Raw genomic sequence first — 16,549 nt, 5'->3', positions numbered from 1 at the left:
GCCAGCGTTTCCCGCTGATGACGGCTCACCGCTGCCTGCCGTGCCCCCGCCGGCGGCTCAACTCGTGGAAGGACGCCACTGTGGCTTCTGCACTCCGCCACGCCCGACGACAGACGAAACACCGATCCCGACTGACATCTCTCTGCGCCGCTCTCATCGTCGCCGCGTCGATGCTGGCCGCCACTCCGGCGACGGCCGCGGTCATGACGACCCTCTACGTGTCCCCCACCGGATCCGGCACGGCGTGCTCCACGGCGCAACCGTGCTCGCTGACCCAGGCCCAGTCGTCGGTGCGCGGCCTCGCGCCGACGATGAGCGGCGACATCGTGGTCCAGCTCGCCGGCGGCACCTATGCCCTTTCCGCACCGCTGACGTTCACGTCCGCTGACTCCGGCGCCAACGGTTACACCGTGTTCTGGCAGGCCGCGTCGGGCGCCCAGCCGGTCATCTCCGGCGGACAGCGGGTCACGGGCTGGACGCAGGTGGACGCCGCGCAGAACATCTGGCGCGCCGCCGCGAGCGCCGGTTTCGACACCCGCCAGCTCTACGTCAACGGCCGCATCGCGACTCGGGCCCGCACACAGGTCAACCGCGGCGACTTCACCATGACGACCAGTGGCATGACGTTCACCAGCAGCGCGCTGTCGTATCTGAACAACGTCGCCGCCGAGGACCGCGTCGAGCTGGAGTCGGTGAACTCGTTCACCGACCGGTACGTGCCGGTGCAGTCGATCAGCGGCAACACGATCACCATGGAACAGCCTGCCTGGAGCAACAACACCTTCGGCTACGACACGCTGAGCAGCCCGTTCCGGGCCGGGCCGATGTACCTGGTCAACGCGCGGGAGTTCCTCGACGCCGCCGGCGAGTGGTATCTGGACACCTCCGCCGGTCAGCTCTACTACAAGCCGCTGAGCGGCGAGAACATGGCCACCGCCGACGTGCAGCTGCCGCGGCTGGAGTCGCTGCTGCGGGTGGGCGGCACCTACGCGGCGCCGGCCCACCACCTGTCCTTCTCCGGCCTGCAGTTCTCGTACACCAGCTGGCTGCAGCCCAACAGCAGCCAGGGCTACGCCGACCAGCAGACCGGCGCGTACATCTACGGCACCTGGTCCCGGCCGTCGAACTGGCTGAGTTCGTGCCAGTCGGGCTGCCCGCAGTTCGAGGCGACCCGGCCCAACTGGCGTCAGATGCCCGCGGCGGTGCAGGTGTCGGCCGCGAACGCGATCAGGTTCACCGGCAACCGGTTCACCAGCCTCGGCCAGGTCGGGCTCGGCATCGGCAACGACGCCAACGCCCACGCCACCGGCGTCGGCCTCGGCGCGGCCGACATCGACGTGATCGGCAACACCTTCGAGCAGATCGCGGCCGGCGCCGTCATCGCCGGCGGCGTGCAGGCCGACGCGCACCACCCCAGCGACTCCCGGATGGTCAACCGCGACATCGTCTACAGCAACAACTCCGTCCACGACGTGGCCATCGACTACCGCAGCCACGTCGGGCTGCTCATCACCTACGCCGCCGACTCGGCCATGACCAACAACGAGGTCTACAACCTGCCCTACACCGGCATCTCGATCGGCTACGGCTGGGGCGCCAACGACGCCGGCGGCTCCCAGGACTACATCGACCGCGGGCTCTACAACTACCAGCCCCGGTACACGACCGCGACGATCGCGGCGAACTACCGCGTGCAGGCCAACCACGTCCACGACGTCATGCGCCAGATGACCGACGGCGCGGCGTTCTACGCGCTGTCCGCGCTGCCGGGCTCGACGATCAGCCAGAACTGGTTCCGCAACACCAACGGCTGGCTCGGGCTTTACTTCGACGAGGGGGCGCGTTATCTGACGGCGTCGAACAACGTGTTCGACAACATCGGCCAGTGGGCGTACGGGCAGCACTGGGCCAACAACAACACCGGCAACCTGACCCTGACCAACAACTGGACCACCAGCACCAACACCAACATCACCAGCGGGTCGCGGGGCAACACCAACACCGGCACCGTGGTCGTCAGCGGCGGGAACTGGCCGACGGCGGCACGCGCGGTCATGGCGTCGGCGGGCGTGCAGACCGGAGCCCAGCAGGGCGTCACCATCGTCGGCGGACAGTCGGGACGCTGCGTCGACGTGCCGAACGCCAGCTCTGCCAACGGCACCCAGGTGCAGTTGTGGGACTGCGCGGGCGGCACGGGCCAGCGGTGGACCTATACCGCGAGCAAGCAGCTGACGGTATACGGCAACAAGTGCCTGGACGCCACCGGCCAGGGCACCACCAACGGCACCCGCCTGGTCATCTGGGACTGCAACGGGCAGGCCAACCAGCAGTGGAACGTCAACTCCAACGGCACGATCACCGGCGTGCAGTCGAACCTGTGCGTGGACGCGAGCGGCAACGCCACCGCCAACGGGACGCTGCTGCACCTGTGGGGCTGCCACGGCGGCACGAACCAGCAGTGGACCCTGCGCAGCTGATCGGCGAGCGCACTGCATGACACGTTCGGCGGGTCCAGACGTGGACGTCTGGACCCCGCCGAACGTGTTCCGGTGCGAGCGGATCAGCCCGCCGCCTGCCACAGACCGGCCGGCACCGGCGTCCGCATTCCTGCCACGGCGGCATCGACGTGCTCGGCCGATCTCATGCCGGAGACGACCGCCGCCACAGCGGGGTGGCGCAGGGGGAACTGCAGCGCGGCGACGGGCAGCGCGGTCTCGTGCTCCCGGCACGTCTCGGCGAGCCGGCGAGCCTGCCAGAGCACCCGGTCCGATGCCGGCGCGTAGTTGAAGTTGCCGCCCTCGACGGGCCATGGCCTGGCAAGGATGCCCGAGTTGAAGGGCGCGGCCGCGACCACGGCCACTCCCCTGCGCTCGCACTCGTCGAGCAGGTGCTCGCCCGACCGGTCGAGCAGGGTGTACCGGCCCGCCAGCATGACGACGTCGAGGTCGGTCTCCAGGACCATGCGCAGCGGCGCCTGCCACTGGTTCATGCCGACGCCGACAGCGCGGATCACACCCTGCTCGCGTAGCGCGATCAGGGCTGGAATCGCCTGGCTGACCGCCTCGTCGACGGCGTCGTCGGGGTCGTGGACGTAGACGATGTCGATACGGTCGACGCCCAGCCTGGTCAGGCTCTCCTCGATGCTGCGGGCGACGCCGGCGGCGGTGAAGTCCCATACGCGCACCAGGTCATCGGGGACGTCGAAGCCGCCGGCCGCCAGATCCGAGCCGGTCGGCGCGGGATGCGGGCGCAGCAGCCGCCCGACCTTGGTGGACAGGACGTAGGCGTCGCGCGGGTGGGCACGCAGTGCCGCGCCCAGCCGCCGCTCGGACAGGCCGAGCCCGTAGTGGGGCGCGGTGTCGAAGTGCCGGATCCCCGCCTCCCACGCGACGTCCACGGCCCGCGCGGCGGCGAGGTCGGATCCGGCGTAGCCGAGGTTGCCGATCCCGGCCGCGCCGAACCCGAGCGTGGACACGTTCAGGCCGGTGCGGCCGAGCGGCCGGGTGGGCATCACGGCGGCGGGCGGGTTCACGGCGACTCCTCTTGGTTCCGGTCGAGGTCGGCTGGTCAGGGCAGTTGCCACACGAGGGGCAGCGGTCCGCGCTGGGACACCGTCATGTCCAGCATCGGGTGGATGACCTGGTGCCAGCGTTCGGTCAGCTCCAGTTTCGCCATCGCGGTCTCCATGCCGTCCCAGTCGTCGCACACCACGGTGTGGAACAGGTCGAGCCCGTCGCGCCAGATGTGCCACGAGTGGACCCCGCTGTCGCGCAGCGCCTGCTCGTGCTCGGGTGAGAGTTTGGCGTGGATGCGTTCATACTCGGCCTCCAGGCCGGGCCTGAGCCGCGTGTGCAGTGCGATCACCTGCATGAATGCTCCTTGCCGAGCGTCGTCGTTTCGGTCACCGGCCCAGCCAGCCGCCGTCGACGGGAACCAGCGCGCCGTGCACGTAGTCGGAGGCGGCCGAGGCGAGGAACACCGCCACCCCGGCGAGGTCGGCCGGGGTGCCCCACCGCCCGGCGGGGATGCGGTCGACGATGGCCGCGTTGCGTACGGGGTCGTCGCGCAGCGCCTGGTTGTTGTCGGTGGCGATGTAGCCCGGCACGATGGCGTTGACGTTGACGCCGTGCGCGGCCCACTCGTTGGCCAGCGCCTTGGTCAGCCCGGCCACGCCCGACTTGGCCGCGGTGTAGCCGGGCACGGTGATCCCGCCCTGGAAGCTGAGCAGCGACGCCGTAAAGATGATCTTCCCGGCACGCCGGTCCAGCATCGCCCGCCCGACCTCCCGGGCCAGGACGAACTGCGCGGTGAGGTCGACGGCGAGCACGTGGTCCCAGTCGTCGTCGCTGTGCCGCGCGGCCGGTGCGCGGGCGATCGTGCCGGCGTTGTTGACCAGGATGTCGACCGGCCGCTCCCGGCCGGCGAGGTCGGCGGCCAGCTCGGCGACCGCCTCGCGCCGGGCGAAGTCGACCGCGCGCACCTCGCAGCCACGGCCGTGGGCCGTCACCCGGCGGGCGACCTCGCTGCCGTCCGGTTCGAGCTGGGCGCTGACGGCGATGATGTCGGCGCCGGCGCCCGCGAGCGCGTCCGCGACGGCCAGGCCGATGCCGCGGCGGGCCCCGGTGACGACGGCGAGTTTGCCGGTGAGGTCGAACATGGCGGCGCTCACCGGGCGGACCCGCAGTCGAGCAGCACCTTCATGACACCGGCCCCGCCTTCCAGGGCGGCGAACGCGTCGCCGACGCGTGCCAGCGGCTCCACGTGGGTGATCAGCTGCGCGGCCGGGATGTGGCCGTCGGCCACCAGCTCGACGGCGGTCGCCATGTCGGGCCGGCTGTAGAGCCGGGCGCCCAGCATGGTCAGTTCGCGCCAGAAGAAGCGGTGCAGGTCGACCTCGCGTGGTGCGGCGTGGATCGCCACCATCACCAGCCGGCCGCGGGGGGCCAGGGCCTGCACGGCGGTGGCGACTCCGGCGGCCGCGCCGGAGACCTCGAAGCAGACCGCGGCTCCCTCGCCGCCGGTCCAGTCGCCGATCAGCGCGGTCGTGTCGGCGGTGGTGGGGTCCGCGGTCGTGAAGCCGAGCCGGTCGGCGACGGCCCGCCGCTGCGGGCTGGGCTCCAGGACCAGCACGTCGGCTCCGGTACGCCGGGCGACCACGGCGATGAGCAGACCCACCGGCCCGCCGCCGACCACGACGGCGCACTCGCCGGCGGTCAGGCCGCTGCGGCGTACGTCGTGCACCGCCACGGCGGTCGGTTCGGCGAGCGCGCCGTGGGCCAGGTCGAGGGTGTCGGGCAGGCGTACCAGTGCCCCGGCGGGCACGTTCCAGCGCTGCTGCATGGACCCGGCGCTGTCGATGCCGATGAAGGTGAGCCGCGGGCAGACGTGCCCGTGCCCGGCGGCGCACGTCACGCACGTGCCGCACGGCAGGACGGGCAGGACGGTGACCGGCTCGCCAGGCCTCCAGCCGTCCACGCCGGCACCGAGCCGGGCCACCGTTCCCGACATCTCGTGACCGAGCACCGCGGGCGTGGAGACCCGCCGGTCCATGTCGCCGTGCAGGATGTGCAGGTCCGTGCCGCAGATCCCGGTGAATGCGACGTCGATCTGCACCTGCCCTGGACCCGGTGCGGTCTCGGGCACGTCGACGACGCTCAAGCGCCGGTCACCTTCGTATACGGCTCGGTGCATGGCTTCCCTTTCGGCTGAGGCGCTTGCCCCCGTCTGTCCGGATCGGATCAAGCTCAGATATGACATCATATGTTTCGTCGAATGACAACGCCTCATCGCGCACCCGGCCGCCACCCGCTTCCACCGACCCCTGGAGCCGCACATGACCCACCCTCCCCACGAGACGATCATCGACGCGCACCTGCACGTATGGGACCCGTCCCGCGGCGTCTACCCCTGGCTCGGCCCCCACCTGGCCCCGATCGACCGCGCCATGGCACTGCCCGAGGTCACGCCCGCACTCGCCGACCACGGCGTCGGGGCCGCCGTGCTGGTGCAGTCCGCCGACGACGACTTCGACACCGAACTCATGCTGGAGACCGCCCGCGCCGACCGCCGGATCGTCGGCGTCGTCGGCTACGTGCCGCTGCATCAGCCGTCCGTCGCCGCCGACCGGCTGGCCCGCCTGCGCGACGATCCGCTGTTCGTCGGGGTGCGCAACCTGATCCACGAGCGCGACGACCCGGCCTGGATCCTGCGCCCCGACGTCGACGCCGGGCTCGGCATGCTGGAGGAAGCCGGGGTGCCGTTCGACTTCGTCGCCGCGGGCCCCGCGGCGCTGGGCACCGCCGCCGAGGTCGCCCGCCGCCACCCCGGACTGCACCTGGTCCTGGACCACCTCGGCGCACCTCCGCTGCGGACCGGACTGGACCACGCCGAGCAGTGGTCGCAACATCTGGAGTTCCTCGCCGGCTGTCCCCGGGTGTACGCCAAGCTCTCCGGGCTGTACCTGGGCGACGACCCGACCGGCGAGGCGCTGCGCCGGCTGGGCTCCCACCTGCGCACAGCGCTGCGGCTGTTCGGTTCCGAGCGGCTGATGTACGGCGGCGACTGGCCGATCTGCCTGCTCCACGAGTCCTACGGCCGAACCCTCGGCCTGGTCCGGCAGGTCCTGCCGGATCTGGACCCCGCGGCATGGCGTGACGTGCTCGCCGGAACCGCCACCCGGGTCTACGGCATCGATCCCGGCCGGGTCAAGGCGACCGGCTCCTGACCGCCGGAGGGCCCGGTACCGCCATCACGGCACCGGGCCCACTCGGCCGTGCGGACGGCAGGCCGCGATCAGGCCGGGCGAGCCAGCTCGCCGACGTCCAGGTGGTACGTGCTGACGGCGGTCGCCGCGAAGACGTCCGGGTGCAGGCCGCCGAACGGCCAGGAGATCGCCCGCAGTGCCTCCGCATAGGTCGCCGCCAGCCGGCACATCGGCCAGTCCGAGCCGAACATGAGCCGCCGCACGCCGAACACCTGCACCGCGTGCTCCACATAGGGCCGCAGGTCGTCCACCGACCACCGTTCCCAGTGCGCCAGCGTCACCAGGCCGCTGAGTTTGACCCGGACGTTGTCGCACGCGGCGACCGGCGCGATCTCCCACTGCCACTCGGTCAGGCCTTCGACGCCGCCGGCCACCCAGGGCGACCCGGCATGCTGGAGCACGATCCGGGCGTGCGGCATCGCCTGGGCCAGCCGCGCCACGGAAGGCAGCTGCTCGGCCCGCACCGCCAGCTCGATCGCCAGGCCGCACTCGGCCACTGTCGCCAGACCTGCCCGCACGGCCGGCCGGTCGAGAAAGTCCTCGGGCAATTCGTACACGCGCTCGTGCAGCGCGACGAGCCGGTGCCCGCCGGGTTCGGCCCGGTGCTTGCCGAGGATCTCACCGAGATCGGGGTCGGCCAGTGGGGCCCAGCCCACCACGCCCACCACCCACGGCGTCCAGGCCGCGACCTCCAGGCACCGGGTGGTCTCGGCCGAGGTGACGCCCGCGGCCTCGACCAGCACGCAGGCGTCGACCTCCGACTCGTTGAGCTGCGCCTTCAGCTCGCCGACGCCGTGGTCGCGCCGGATGGGGGCGTATTCGGCGGCGGCGAGCCGGCGGTTGTCCGCCGACCACAGCTGCACATGCGCGTCGACGATCACCTGTGCCGCCCGCGGTCACCCGTGGCGGGGCCGGCCGAATCCTGCTCCTGCACTGCGGTACTCCGTATCGTCGTGAAGAGCGGCGCTGGCCGGCCTTCAGTCCGGTCGGGTGGGACGCCGGCCCGCACGCGGCGGGGTGCGGGCCGGCGCCGTCTGGTGCTCGACGGGCTGAGACGGCACTATCCTTTGCGGACGGCGCGTATTTACCCGAGCGAAACACTCTGGCCGCAACCTCATCATACGTATGACGTCATAGCAAGACCTGATCGAAGAATTGTGGCTCGATCCGAATCAGAGGGTGCCGCTGTCGCGAGCGCCGGGGCCGGGAAGCACCTGCTCAGACGACGCGACCGACCTGCGGGCAGGTCGGTCGCGGGGCATGCGGGCAACGCCGGGAGCGCTCCGGCCGTGCCTTCGGTCAGCGGGCCGACTGGCGGCGTGGCGCCTGAGCCGAGGGCTCCGCATCGGTCTGCGGACGCCGGCGGCTCCACGAGCCGGTGATGTGCGCGCGCATCGCCGCGGCGGCGGCGGCCGGGTCCTTGGCCAGGATGGCGTCGTGGATCGCCTGGTGCTCGTCCAGGGTCTGGCGCACCACCGCTTCGTTGTACTCGCCGTGGTAGCGCATGCTGCCGCGAGCCTTGTCGTGGATGCTGTTGACGATCGCGCGGCCGAGCCGGTTGCGCGAGGCGGCCATGACCATGTCGTGGAAATGGGCGTCCGCGGCCGCGAACTCCGGCACGTTGTCCTTCTTCGAGCGCATGAGTTCGAGGGAGGCGCTGATGCGCAGCCTGTCCTCGGCGGTGTGGGCGGTCGCCGCGGCCGCGGCCATGTCCGCCTCCAGCGCCGTGCGCGTGGCCACGAGCTCGTCCAGGAAGGACAGGTTCGCGTCGTGGGCGATGATCGCGGTGAGCACCACGTCGTCGAGCAGGTTCCACTGCCGCGGGTCGGTGACCTGGGTGCCCCGGCCGTGCTCGATGCGGACCAGGCCCTTCTCCTGCACCACCTTGACGGATTCGCGGATCACGGTCCGGCTGACGCCGAACTGGTCGCACAGGTCCGCCTCCGGTGGCAGGGTCGAGCCCGGGGTGAGCACGCCGCGCACGATGTCGTTGACGATCTGCTGCACGACGTTGATGCCCAGCTTGGTGCCGCGGGCGCGGGGCGGGCCGGCGTCGCCGGCGGATGCATGAGGTATGCCGAACGGGTCGGCCAGAACCTGCCGCGTCAACGCGCCCTCCCGGAGCAGTGGTCGCCGGACCCAGACCCGACGACGTACGAGTGTACGGCACGCTGTTAAGACGTCACAGGTAAGATGTCATATGTCACTGTTCCGCTTCCGTACCACGAAGATTCTCGCACGAATGGTTATCTGCGCGCACCGGGCACGGTCGCATGGCGAGACCGCGTGAGGGTGAACCGCAGTGCTAGTGCGCACGCCGACGGCGCACTGGCACTGCGGCGGCCCGGGCGGGTGCGCTGCCCTCACGCCACCACACCCACCCGGACCAGGCCCGCGCCCCTGAGCGCGGGCCACCCCCCGTTCAGCCGGCGACGGCCAACAGCCGCCGGCCGGCCTGCTCGGGCCGCACACCCGGCCCGTCGAAGGACACCGTCGCGGGCTGGAGCACACAGGCGGCGATCGCCGCCTCGTCCATGCTGATCCCCAGACCGGGCGTGTCGCCGAGGACGAACGATCCGTCCTCGATCCGCAGGTCGATGTCGATTCCCACCGGTGGGTGCAGGGCCTGCAGCTCGCTGACGAGGTGGTTGGGCACCGACGTCGCCGCGTGCAGCAGGCCGACCGGGTTGGTGCCGATCGGGCTGACCGGCAGGTCGTACGCGTGGGCCAGGGCCGACACCCGCAGGAAGTGGGTCACGCCCCACACCGACGCCGTCTGCACGATGTCGAGCGCGCCCGCCGCCAGCAGGGGCCGGAACTGCTCCAGCCCGCTGAGGTTCTCGCCGCTGGCGACCGACGCCCGCAGACCCCGGCCCACCGCGGCGTGGCCCTCGGCGTCCCAGCGCCGCACGGGCTCCTCGACCCAGATCAGGTCGAGGGTGCGCTCCAGTTCGGCGACGTACCGCACCGCCTGCTTGCGGGTCCAGCACTCGTTCGCGTCGAGCATCAGGCCGGGCCGGGACCCGCCGCCCGCCTCGGCGAGCACGTCGTGGACCAGGGCCAGCCGGCGCCGGTCGCGCTCGACGTCCAGGCCGCCCTTGAGCTTGGCGGCCCGGATGCCGAGTTCGGCGTACGCCTTGTAGGTGGCGGCCAGGTCGTCGTCGTCGAGGCCGATGTCGAGGCCGGAGGCGTAGGCGGGCACCACGCGGTCGCGGCCGCCGAGCAGGCGCCACAGGGGCTGGCCCGCGACTTTGGCTTTGATGTCCCACAGGGCGGAGTCGAACGCCCCGATCGCCCCGAAGACGGCCCCGGCGTGCCCGGCCTTGAACGTCTGCCGCAGCATCCTGTCGTACAGCGCGGTCACCGCCCGCGGGTCCTCGCCGTCGATGGCGGCGAAGATCGCGTCCAGTTCCACGTGCGGGCCCATGCCGACGCCGGTGACACCCTCGTCGGTGGTCACCACGACGATCGGCACATCGGTGAGTCCGTCGGCGTATACGCCGTTGGCGTCGCCGACCGGCCGGCCCCAGTCCTGCACGGTGTTGAGGGCGCGATACCCAGTGATGCGCATGTCAGCCTTTCGTCGAACCAGCGGTGACAGCGTCGGCGATCCGGCGCTGGAAGAACAGGTAGACCGCCAGTACGGGCACGGCTGCGATCAGCACCCCCGAGGCGAACGTGGGGATGTCGGCCGAGTACTGACCGCGCAGCGACGTCACCCCGACCATCAGGGTGCGGTGCTCCGCGGACGGCATCATCAGCAGTGCGATGAGCACGTCGTTCCAGCAGAACAGCGCGTTGAGCACGCCGACCGACAGCAGCGCGGGCCGGCCCATCGGCAGCATGATCCTGCGGTACACGCCGTAGGTCGTGTTGCCGTCGATGCGCGCGGCGTCGACGATCTCGCTGGGGATGGCGCTGTAGTAGCTGGTCATCAGGTAGATCGTGAAGGGCAGGTACTGCGCCGTGTAGGCAAGGATCAGCCCCGGGTAGGTGTCGACGAGCCCGGTGTCGGCCATGGTCCGCACGAGCGGCACCATGATCACCTGGAAGGGCACGAACAGCGCCGCGAGACAGCCCAGGAACAGTGCCCGGGACCCGCGGAACCGCAGGTGGCTCAGCGCGAACCCGGCCATCGAGCCGAGCAGCAGCAGCAACGCCGACGCACCCGCGACCACGATCACCGAGTTGAGGAAGTAGCGCGCCGTGCCGGCACTGGTCCAGGCCGTGGCGATGTTGTCCCAGCGCAGGGTGTCGGCGAACGCGAAGCGGTCCAGGATGTAGTCGCGGCGGGTCTTCATCGCCGCGTTCGCGGTGAAGACCAGCGGGTAGATCGTCGCGAGCGCGAGCAGCGCCATGGGCAGGGCGATCAGCCACCGGCTGAAACGAGCGCCGCGCATCAGTCCTCCCTGCCGGTGCGGCGCAGGAAGCTGACCTGCGCGAGTCCTACGACGAGCATGACCAGGAACAGCACGGTGGAGGCCGCCGACGCGAACGCCGGGCGGTTCATCTGGCCCTGCTGGATCCAGATGTAGTACTCCGGCAGGTAGGTGGACCCGCCCGGGCCGCCGCTGGTCATCACGTAGATGAGACCGAACATCGAGGTCAGCATTCCGATCATGGTCGTCACGAACACGAACTGGATCGTCCGGGACAGGCCGGGAATGATCACGTGCCGGATCACCTGCGGCAGGCTGGCCCCGTCGGAGCGGGCGGCGTCGAGCAGGGCGGGGTCGAGTGTCGCGAAGCCGGACAGGAACACCACCAGCGACATGCCGAAGGTCGCCCACACGTGCACGCCGACGACGGTGAACATCGCGACGTCGGAGTCGCCGAGCCAGTCGACCGGGCCGAGGCCGGCCAGTTCGAGCAGGCTGTTGACCGGGCCGTCGAAGGACAGCAGCAGGTTGAAGATCGAGCCCACGATCACCGGTGACAGCACCGCGGGGAAGAAGTACACGCTGCGGTAGAACCGGTGGCCGGGCACCCGCAGGTAGATGAACGTCGCCAGCATCCCGGGGATCGCCACCGCGATGGGCAGCAGCAGCACCAGCCAGCCCACGTTGCGCAGCGCGCCCAGGAACAGTGGGTCGGCGAACAGTTCCGCGTAGTTGTCCAGCCCGACCGCCGCGCCGTTGCGCTCGCCGTCGCCGGTGAAGGAGAAGTTGACCCCCAGCAGCAGCGGCCACAGCCGGAACAGCACGATGACGGCGACGGCGGGGGCGATGAGCACGAACGGGGACAGCCGTTCCGAGGACAGCCTGCCGGTCCTGGGACGCCTGCGTGACGCGGTCGCCGGCCCGTCGGCCCGCCCCGCCCGAGCGGGGCGGGCCAACAGCGGCGTGAAATCACCGAGCGGCACTGTGGTCAGCTCCGGTCCGACTCGCCGAGCTGCTTGAGCGCGGCGTCGACGGTGACGGAACCGTCGAGGATCTGCTGCGACAGCCGGCCCATCAGTTCGATGGTCTTCGACGACAGCGCCACGTGCAGTGCGGGCTTGCCGGTCTTGAGGTCGGCGACCAGCGCGGTGACGGCCGGTTCGGCGGCCTTGACGGTGGTGTCGGAGACGACCGCGCCCGCGTTGGTGTAGAAGGCGGTCAGGGCGTCGGTCGAGGTCAGCGAGCGCACCAGGTCGGCGGCCAGGGCCGGGTCCTTGGTCCACTTGGCGACCGCGTAGCCGATGCCGCCGTCGAAGGGCAGGCTGGGCACGGCGCCCTCGGCGATGACCGGCGACTTCATCACTCCGACGTTCTCGGGGCCGAGGAACTCGTTGAAGTCCTTCCAGTGCCCGATGTCGGACATCAGGCCGATGATGTTGGTCGCCTTGCCCGCCTGGAAGATGCCGAAGGCGTCGGTGAACATCGTGGTCGAGTTGCCGCCCTTGTTGTTCAGGCCGCCGGCCTCGACGTCCTTCCACAGCTGGAAGAGCTGCTTGACGTGGGGGGAGTTCCAGTCGCGCTTGCCGGCGATCCAGTCGTCGTACTCCTGGGGCGAGAAGATTCCCGAACCGAGGGCCGACAGGAAGAACTGGATGCCCGCGCCCTCCTTGTTGCCCAGCGAGAAGCAGGTGGCCTTCGTCGCCCTGGTGATGGCGGCGCAGTCGGCGGTGAACCCGTTCCAGGTGGTCGCGGGCTTCTGCGGGTCGAGCCCGGCCTTCTTGTACAGGTCCTTGTTGAAGTAGATCGGGTGGCCCTGCAGGGTCACCGGCGCGGCGAACACCTTGCCGTCCTTGGTGAACGCGTCCCAGCCGGCCAGGCGCTCCTTGTCCGGGCCGAGGTACTGGTCCAACGGGATCAGTGCGTCGACCCGGTCGCGGATCTGGCCGCCGCCGTTGAACAGCATGACGTCGGGGCCCTTGCCCGCCTGGATCGCCGCGCCGAGGAGCGTGTAGTACTGGTCGAACGGCTGGGCGACGAACTCGACGGTCACGCCGGGGTGCTTCTTGGCGAAGTCGGCCTTCGCCTTCTCCACGTATGCGGTTGCGGTCTTGTCACCGGACTTCCAGTCCCACACCACGAGCTTGCCGCTCGCCGCGTCGGACGGGGATTCACTGCCCGTGGCGCTTCCACAGCCCGCCAAGGCCAGCATCGCCGCGACGGCGGCCGGCCAGAGTACTCGCTGCTTCATTGATTCTCATCTCGAGAATGGCCGGATCGGGCCGGCCGTCAGCTGGAATGCAGCAAAGCTAAGTCATATGATGTGTGATGTCAACGGAAACCTGGTGGAAACCGAAGGTCGCCACCGTCGGCTCCCGACACTCGACCGCGACCAGAGACACCCGCTCCGGGCCACGGATTGTTACCGATCACATGACTCCGGCCGGTGCCGTGCACTCTCATCCACAACGCGCAGACCACGCCGTGATGAGCCCGCTCGATCAACCGAAACATTTCGGCAACGTCTTGACGCGTTCCGATGTTATCGGTCACAGTCTATGGCGACGCCTCCCGACCCACAGGCGTTGCGCACGTCAGCGCCCGCCCGCTCCATCCCTTCCGGACAGAGCACTGCGCACACTGCGCCTCACCGCGTCCCGCGCCGTGAGGGGTTCGCGCTGCCTAAGTTCAGGTCGATCCGACGGTTCCGCCGACCGCGCCCGCGACCGGCGGACCGCGCATCGTCCGCTCCCCACCCGCCCGTCCCGACCAGAGGAGCACGATGAACCGTCCCCTCCGCAGGCGAAGCCTGGCCACCGCGCTGGCGGCAGCACTGCTGCTGACCGCCGCCGCGCTCGGCCTGCAGGCCCCCGCCGCGCACGCGCTCGACAACGGTGTCGCCCGCACGCCCCCGATGGGCTGGAACTCCTGGAACACGTTCGGCTGCAACATCAACGAGACCCTGATCCGCCAGCACGCCGACGCGATGGTCAGCAGCGGCATGCGCGACCTGGGCTACCAGTACGTCGTGGTCGACGACTGCTGGTTCAACCCCAACCGCGACTCGTCGGGCAACCTGCAAGGCGACCCGACCAGGTTCCCCAGCGGCATGAAGGCGCTCGGCGACTACCTGCACAGCCGCGGTCTCAAGTTCGGCATCTACCAGGTGCCCCTGGACAAGACCTGCGCCCAGTACTTCGGCTCGTACCCGGGCGCCACCGGCAGCCAGGGCCACGAGGCGCAGGACGCGCGGCAGTTCGCCGCCTGGGGCGTGGACTTCCTCAAGTACGACTGGTGCTCGCCCACCGGCAGCATCGACCAGCAGGTCGCCACGTTCGCCAAGATGCGCGACGCGCTCGCCGCCACCGGCCGCCCCATCGTCTACAGCATCAACCCCAACAGCATCCACGCCAAGACGGGACCGCTGCGCAACTGGGGCGACGTGGCCAACATGTGGCGGACCACCGAGGACATCACCAACGCCTGGGACACCGGGCAGACCAACGGCTACCCGATGGGCATCCAGAACATCGTCAACGTCACCGTCCCGCTGGCCTCCTACGCCCGGCCGGGTGGGTTCAACGACCCCGACATGATGGAGGTCGGCCGGGGCGGCATGACCGACACCGAGATGCGCAGCCACTTCGCGCTCTGGGCGGTCATGGCCTCGCCGCTGATCGCCGGCAACGACCTGCGCTCGATGTCCAGCGCGACGCAGGCCATCCTCAAGAACGCGAACCTGATCGCCATCAACCAGGACTCCCTGGGCCTGCAGGCGACTCAGGTCTCCCACGACGGCACCCGCCGCGTGCTCGCCAAGCGGCTGGCCAACGGCGACGTCGCGGTCGCCCTGTTCAACCAGGGGTCCTCGACCACGACGGTCTCCACCACGGCCGCGGCCGTCGGCAAGTCCGGCACGTCGTTCACCCTGCTGGACGCGTGGACCAGCGCGACCAGCTCCACCAGCGGCACCATCTCCGCCAGCGTCCCGGCGCACGGCACGGTGGTCTACCGCGTCAGCGGCGGCGGCACCACTCCCCCGCCGTCGACGACCACCTTCGTGAGCGCGGCCTCCGGGCGCTGCCTGGACGTCCCGCAGAGCAACACCGCCAACGGCACGCAGCCGGTGATCTGGGACTGCAACGGCCAGAGCAACCAGCAGTGGGCCGTCAACGGGGCCGCGCTGCAGGCCCTGGGCAAGTGCCTCGACGCGCCGCTCAACGCCACGGCAGGGGCCAAGGTGCAGCTGTGGGACTGCAACGGCGGCACCAACCAGCAGTGGAACCTCAACTCCGACGGCACGGTCAGCAGCCGGCAGTCGGGCCTGTGCGTCGACGTCAACGGCGCCGCCACCGCCAACGGCACCCTGGTGATCCTGTGGACCTGCACCGGCGCCGCCAACCAGCGCTGGACCCGCCGCTAGACCGCGGGCAAGGGTCGACATGACCGGAGCCCGCCGGGCGGATGTCCCCATCCGCCCGGCGGGCTCCGGTGTGCAACGGGCGCGGACCGCGGCGGCCTGGCTCCGGCACCGCGGTCCGCTGGCGGTTTGGGCCCCGCCGTGCGTCCATCATACGTCATATGTCAATACATCGATGCTGACTCCGGTTGGCGCGCCCGCAGGGAAACCGCATCCTGCCAGGCACGATCGCTAACCTACCCGCGATCTCAGTGCAGAGGCCGCGGGAACATCCGTCATTCATGAGGCTTTCGGCTGCTGTTTGTCATACGTCATACGCTGCGGTGAGGCGGCCGGGGGTGGCTGCTTGCACCCCCGGCCGCCTGCGGTCAGGACTTCACTAGGAGACGAGGCTGAACCGCTGGTTGGCCTGGCCGTTGCAGTCGTAGAGCTGGATCCGGGCGCCGTTGGCGGTGCTCCAGACGTCCAGGCACCGACCCGACTGGACACCGGTGATGGTGCCGTTGGAGTTGAGGTTCCACTGCTGGTTGGCCTGGCCGTTGCAGCTGTAGATCTGGATCTCCGCACCGTTGCCGGAGCCGGCCGCGTCCAGGCACTTGCTGCCGTACACGGTCAGCTGCTTGCCGGAGGTGTAGGTCCACTGCTGGTTGGACTGGGTGTGGCAGTCGTAGAGCTGGACCCGCGTGCCGTTGGTCTGCGACGCGTTGGGCACGTCGACGCACCGGCCCGACTGCGCGCCCACGATCCGGCCGACACCGCCGCCCGTCGGAGGCGTCGGGGAGGCGCTTGGGGCGGGCGAGGACGGCGGCGGCGAGGCGGGCGTCGACTGCGACGGCTGCGGCGTGGCGGCGTTGAGGGCGTTGAGCACCGAGGTGTACGCCGACTTCGCACCGCCACTGCTGTTGAACAGCAGCGGGCTCTCGCTGGAGCGCCACGAGTCGCTGTCGCGCACGCCCCACACGGTGATGCCGATGCAGCGCGGCACGTTCA

Annotated in this window: 14 protein-coding genes; 3 read left to right on the top strand and 11 right to left on the bottom strand. The window is 70.5% G+C overall.

The window, feature by feature from the left end:
• Positions 1 to 170: 170 nt before the first annotated feature.
• Entirely contained in the window at positions 171 to 2,477 is a 2,307-nt protein-coding gene (locus ACFQO7_RS24325; RefSeq protein ID WP_376808526.1) for an RICIN domain-containing protein, read from the top strand.
• Between the two features lie 83 nt (positions 2,478 to 2,560).
• Here the strand turns inward: ACFQO7_RS24325 and ACFQO7_RS24320 are convergent, their stop codons facing one another.
• The 4 genes from ACFQO7_RS24320 to ACFQO7_RS24305 are packed head-to-tail and all read right to left on the bottom strand — an operon-like array spanning position 2,561 to position 5,658.
• Positions 2,561 to 3,532 carry an aldo/keto reductase gene (locus ACFQO7_RS24320; RefSeq protein ID WP_376808525.1) on the bottom strand — a complete coding sequence of 324 codons (972 nt, stop codon included), beginning with the start codon at positions 3,530 to 3,532 and terminating at the stop codon, positions 2,561 to 2,563.
• A 35-nt stretch (positions 3,533 to 3,567) separates the two neighbouring features.
• Positions 3,568 to 3,870 (bottom strand): L-rhamnose mutarotase, encoded by a 303-nt coding sequence (locus ACFQO7_RS24315; RefSeq protein ID WP_360527143.1) that lies wholly within the window; start codon positions 3,868 to 3,870, stop codon positions 3,568 to 3,570.
• Between the two features lie 31 nt (positions 3,871 to 3,901).
• Positions 3,902 to 4,669 carry an SDR family oxidoreductase gene (locus ACFQO7_RS24310; RefSeq protein WP_376808524.1) on the bottom strand — a complete coding sequence of 256 codons (768 nt, stop codon included), beginning with the start codon at positions 4,667 to 4,669 and terminating at the stop codon, positions 3,902 to 3,904.
• Entirely contained in the window at positions 4,666 to 5,658 is a 993-nt protein-coding gene (locus tag ACFQO7_RS24305) for a zinc-dependent alcohol dehydrogenase (RefSeq protein ID WP_376808523.1), read from the bottom strand. The genes ACFQO7_RS24310 and ACFQO7_RS24305 overlap by 4 nt, the downstream gene beginning before the upstream one ends.
• 175 nt (positions 5,659 to 5,833) lie before the next feature.
• Here ACFQO7_RS24305 and ACFQO7_RS24300 point away from each other — a divergent pair, with 175 nt between their 5' ends.
• Positions 5,834 to 6,724 (top strand): amidohydrolase family protein, encoded by an 891-nt coding sequence (locus tag ACFQO7_RS24300; RefSeq protein WP_376808522.1) that lies wholly within the window; start codon positions 5,834 to 5,836, stop codon positions 6,722 to 6,724.
• Between the two features lie 68 nt (positions 6,725 to 6,792).
• Here ACFQO7_RS24300 and ACFQO7_RS24295 read toward each other — a convergent pair whose 3' ends face one another.
• The 6 genes from ACFQO7_RS24295 to ACFQO7_RS24270 form a co-directional block, all read right to left on the bottom strand.
• Positions 6,793 to 7,644 carry an amidohydrolase family protein gene (locus ACFQO7_RS24295; protein ID WP_376808521.1) on the bottom strand — a complete coding sequence of 284 codons (852 nt, stop codon included), beginning with the start codon at positions 7,642 to 7,644 and terminating at the stop codon, positions 6,793 to 6,795.
• A 418-nt stretch (positions 7,645 to 8,062) separates the two neighbouring features.
• Positions 8,063 to 8,872 carry a FadR/GntR family transcriptional regulator gene (locus ACFQO7_RS24290; RefSeq protein ID WP_376808520.1) on the bottom strand — a complete coding sequence of 270 codons (810 nt, stop codon included), beginning with the start codon at positions 8,870 to 8,872 and terminating at the stop codon, positions 8,063 to 8,065.
• A gap of 313 nt (positions 8,873 to 9,185) precedes the next feature.
• Entirely contained in the window at positions 9,186 to 10,334 is a 1,149-nt protein-coding gene (locus ACFQO7_RS24285) for a mandelate racemase/muconate lactonizing enzyme family protein (protein WP_376808519.1), read from the bottom strand.
• Between the two features lies 1 nt (position 10,335).
• The gene (locus tag ACFQO7_RS24280) at positions 10,336 to 11,163 is read right to left on the bottom strand and encodes a carbohydrate ABC transporter permease (protein ID WP_360527164.1); all 828 of its coding nucleotides are present in this window, start codon (positions 11,161 to 11,163) and stop codon (positions 10,336 to 10,338) included.
• A complete protein-coding gene (locus ACFQO7_RS24275) occupies positions 11,163 to 12,125 on the bottom strand; it encodes a carbohydrate ABC transporter permease (protein ID WP_376808518.1) in 963 nt (320 codons plus the stop codon). Before ACFQO7_RS24275 ends, ACFQO7_RS24280 begins: the two co-directional genes overlap by 1 nt.
• A gap of 5 nt (positions 12,126 to 12,130) precedes the next feature.
• A complete protein-coding gene (locus tag ACFQO7_RS24270; RefSeq protein WP_376808517.1) occupies positions 12,131 to 13,390 on the bottom strand; it encodes an ABC transporter substrate-binding protein in 1,260 nt (419 codons plus the stop codon).
• A 531-nt stretch (positions 13,391 to 13,921) separates the two neighbouring features.
• Here ACFQO7_RS24270 and ACFQO7_RS24265 point away from each other — a divergent pair.
• Positions 13,922 to 15,562 (top strand): glycoside hydrolase family 27 protein, encoded by a 1,641-nt coding sequence (locus tag ACFQO7_RS24265; protein ID WP_376808516.1) that lies wholly within the window; start codon positions 13,922 to 13,924, stop codon positions 15,560 to 15,562.
• A 376-nt stretch (positions 15,563 to 15,938) separates the two neighbouring features.
• On the opposite strand, the gene ACFQO7_RS24260 is transcribed toward ACFQO7_RS24265, so the two are convergent.
• On the bottom strand, positions 15,939 to 16,549 hold a 611-nt coding region (locus ACFQO7_RS24260; RefSeq protein WP_376808515.1), incomplete at its 5' end, for an RICIN domain-containing protein.

This window comes from Catellatospora aurea, from assembly GCF_042663325.1.
Lineage (GTDB): Bacteria > Actinomycetota > Actinomycetes > Mycobacteriales > Micromonosporaceae > Catellatospora > Catellatospora aurea.
This window is presented reverse-complemented; position numbering and strand designations above follow the sequence as displayed.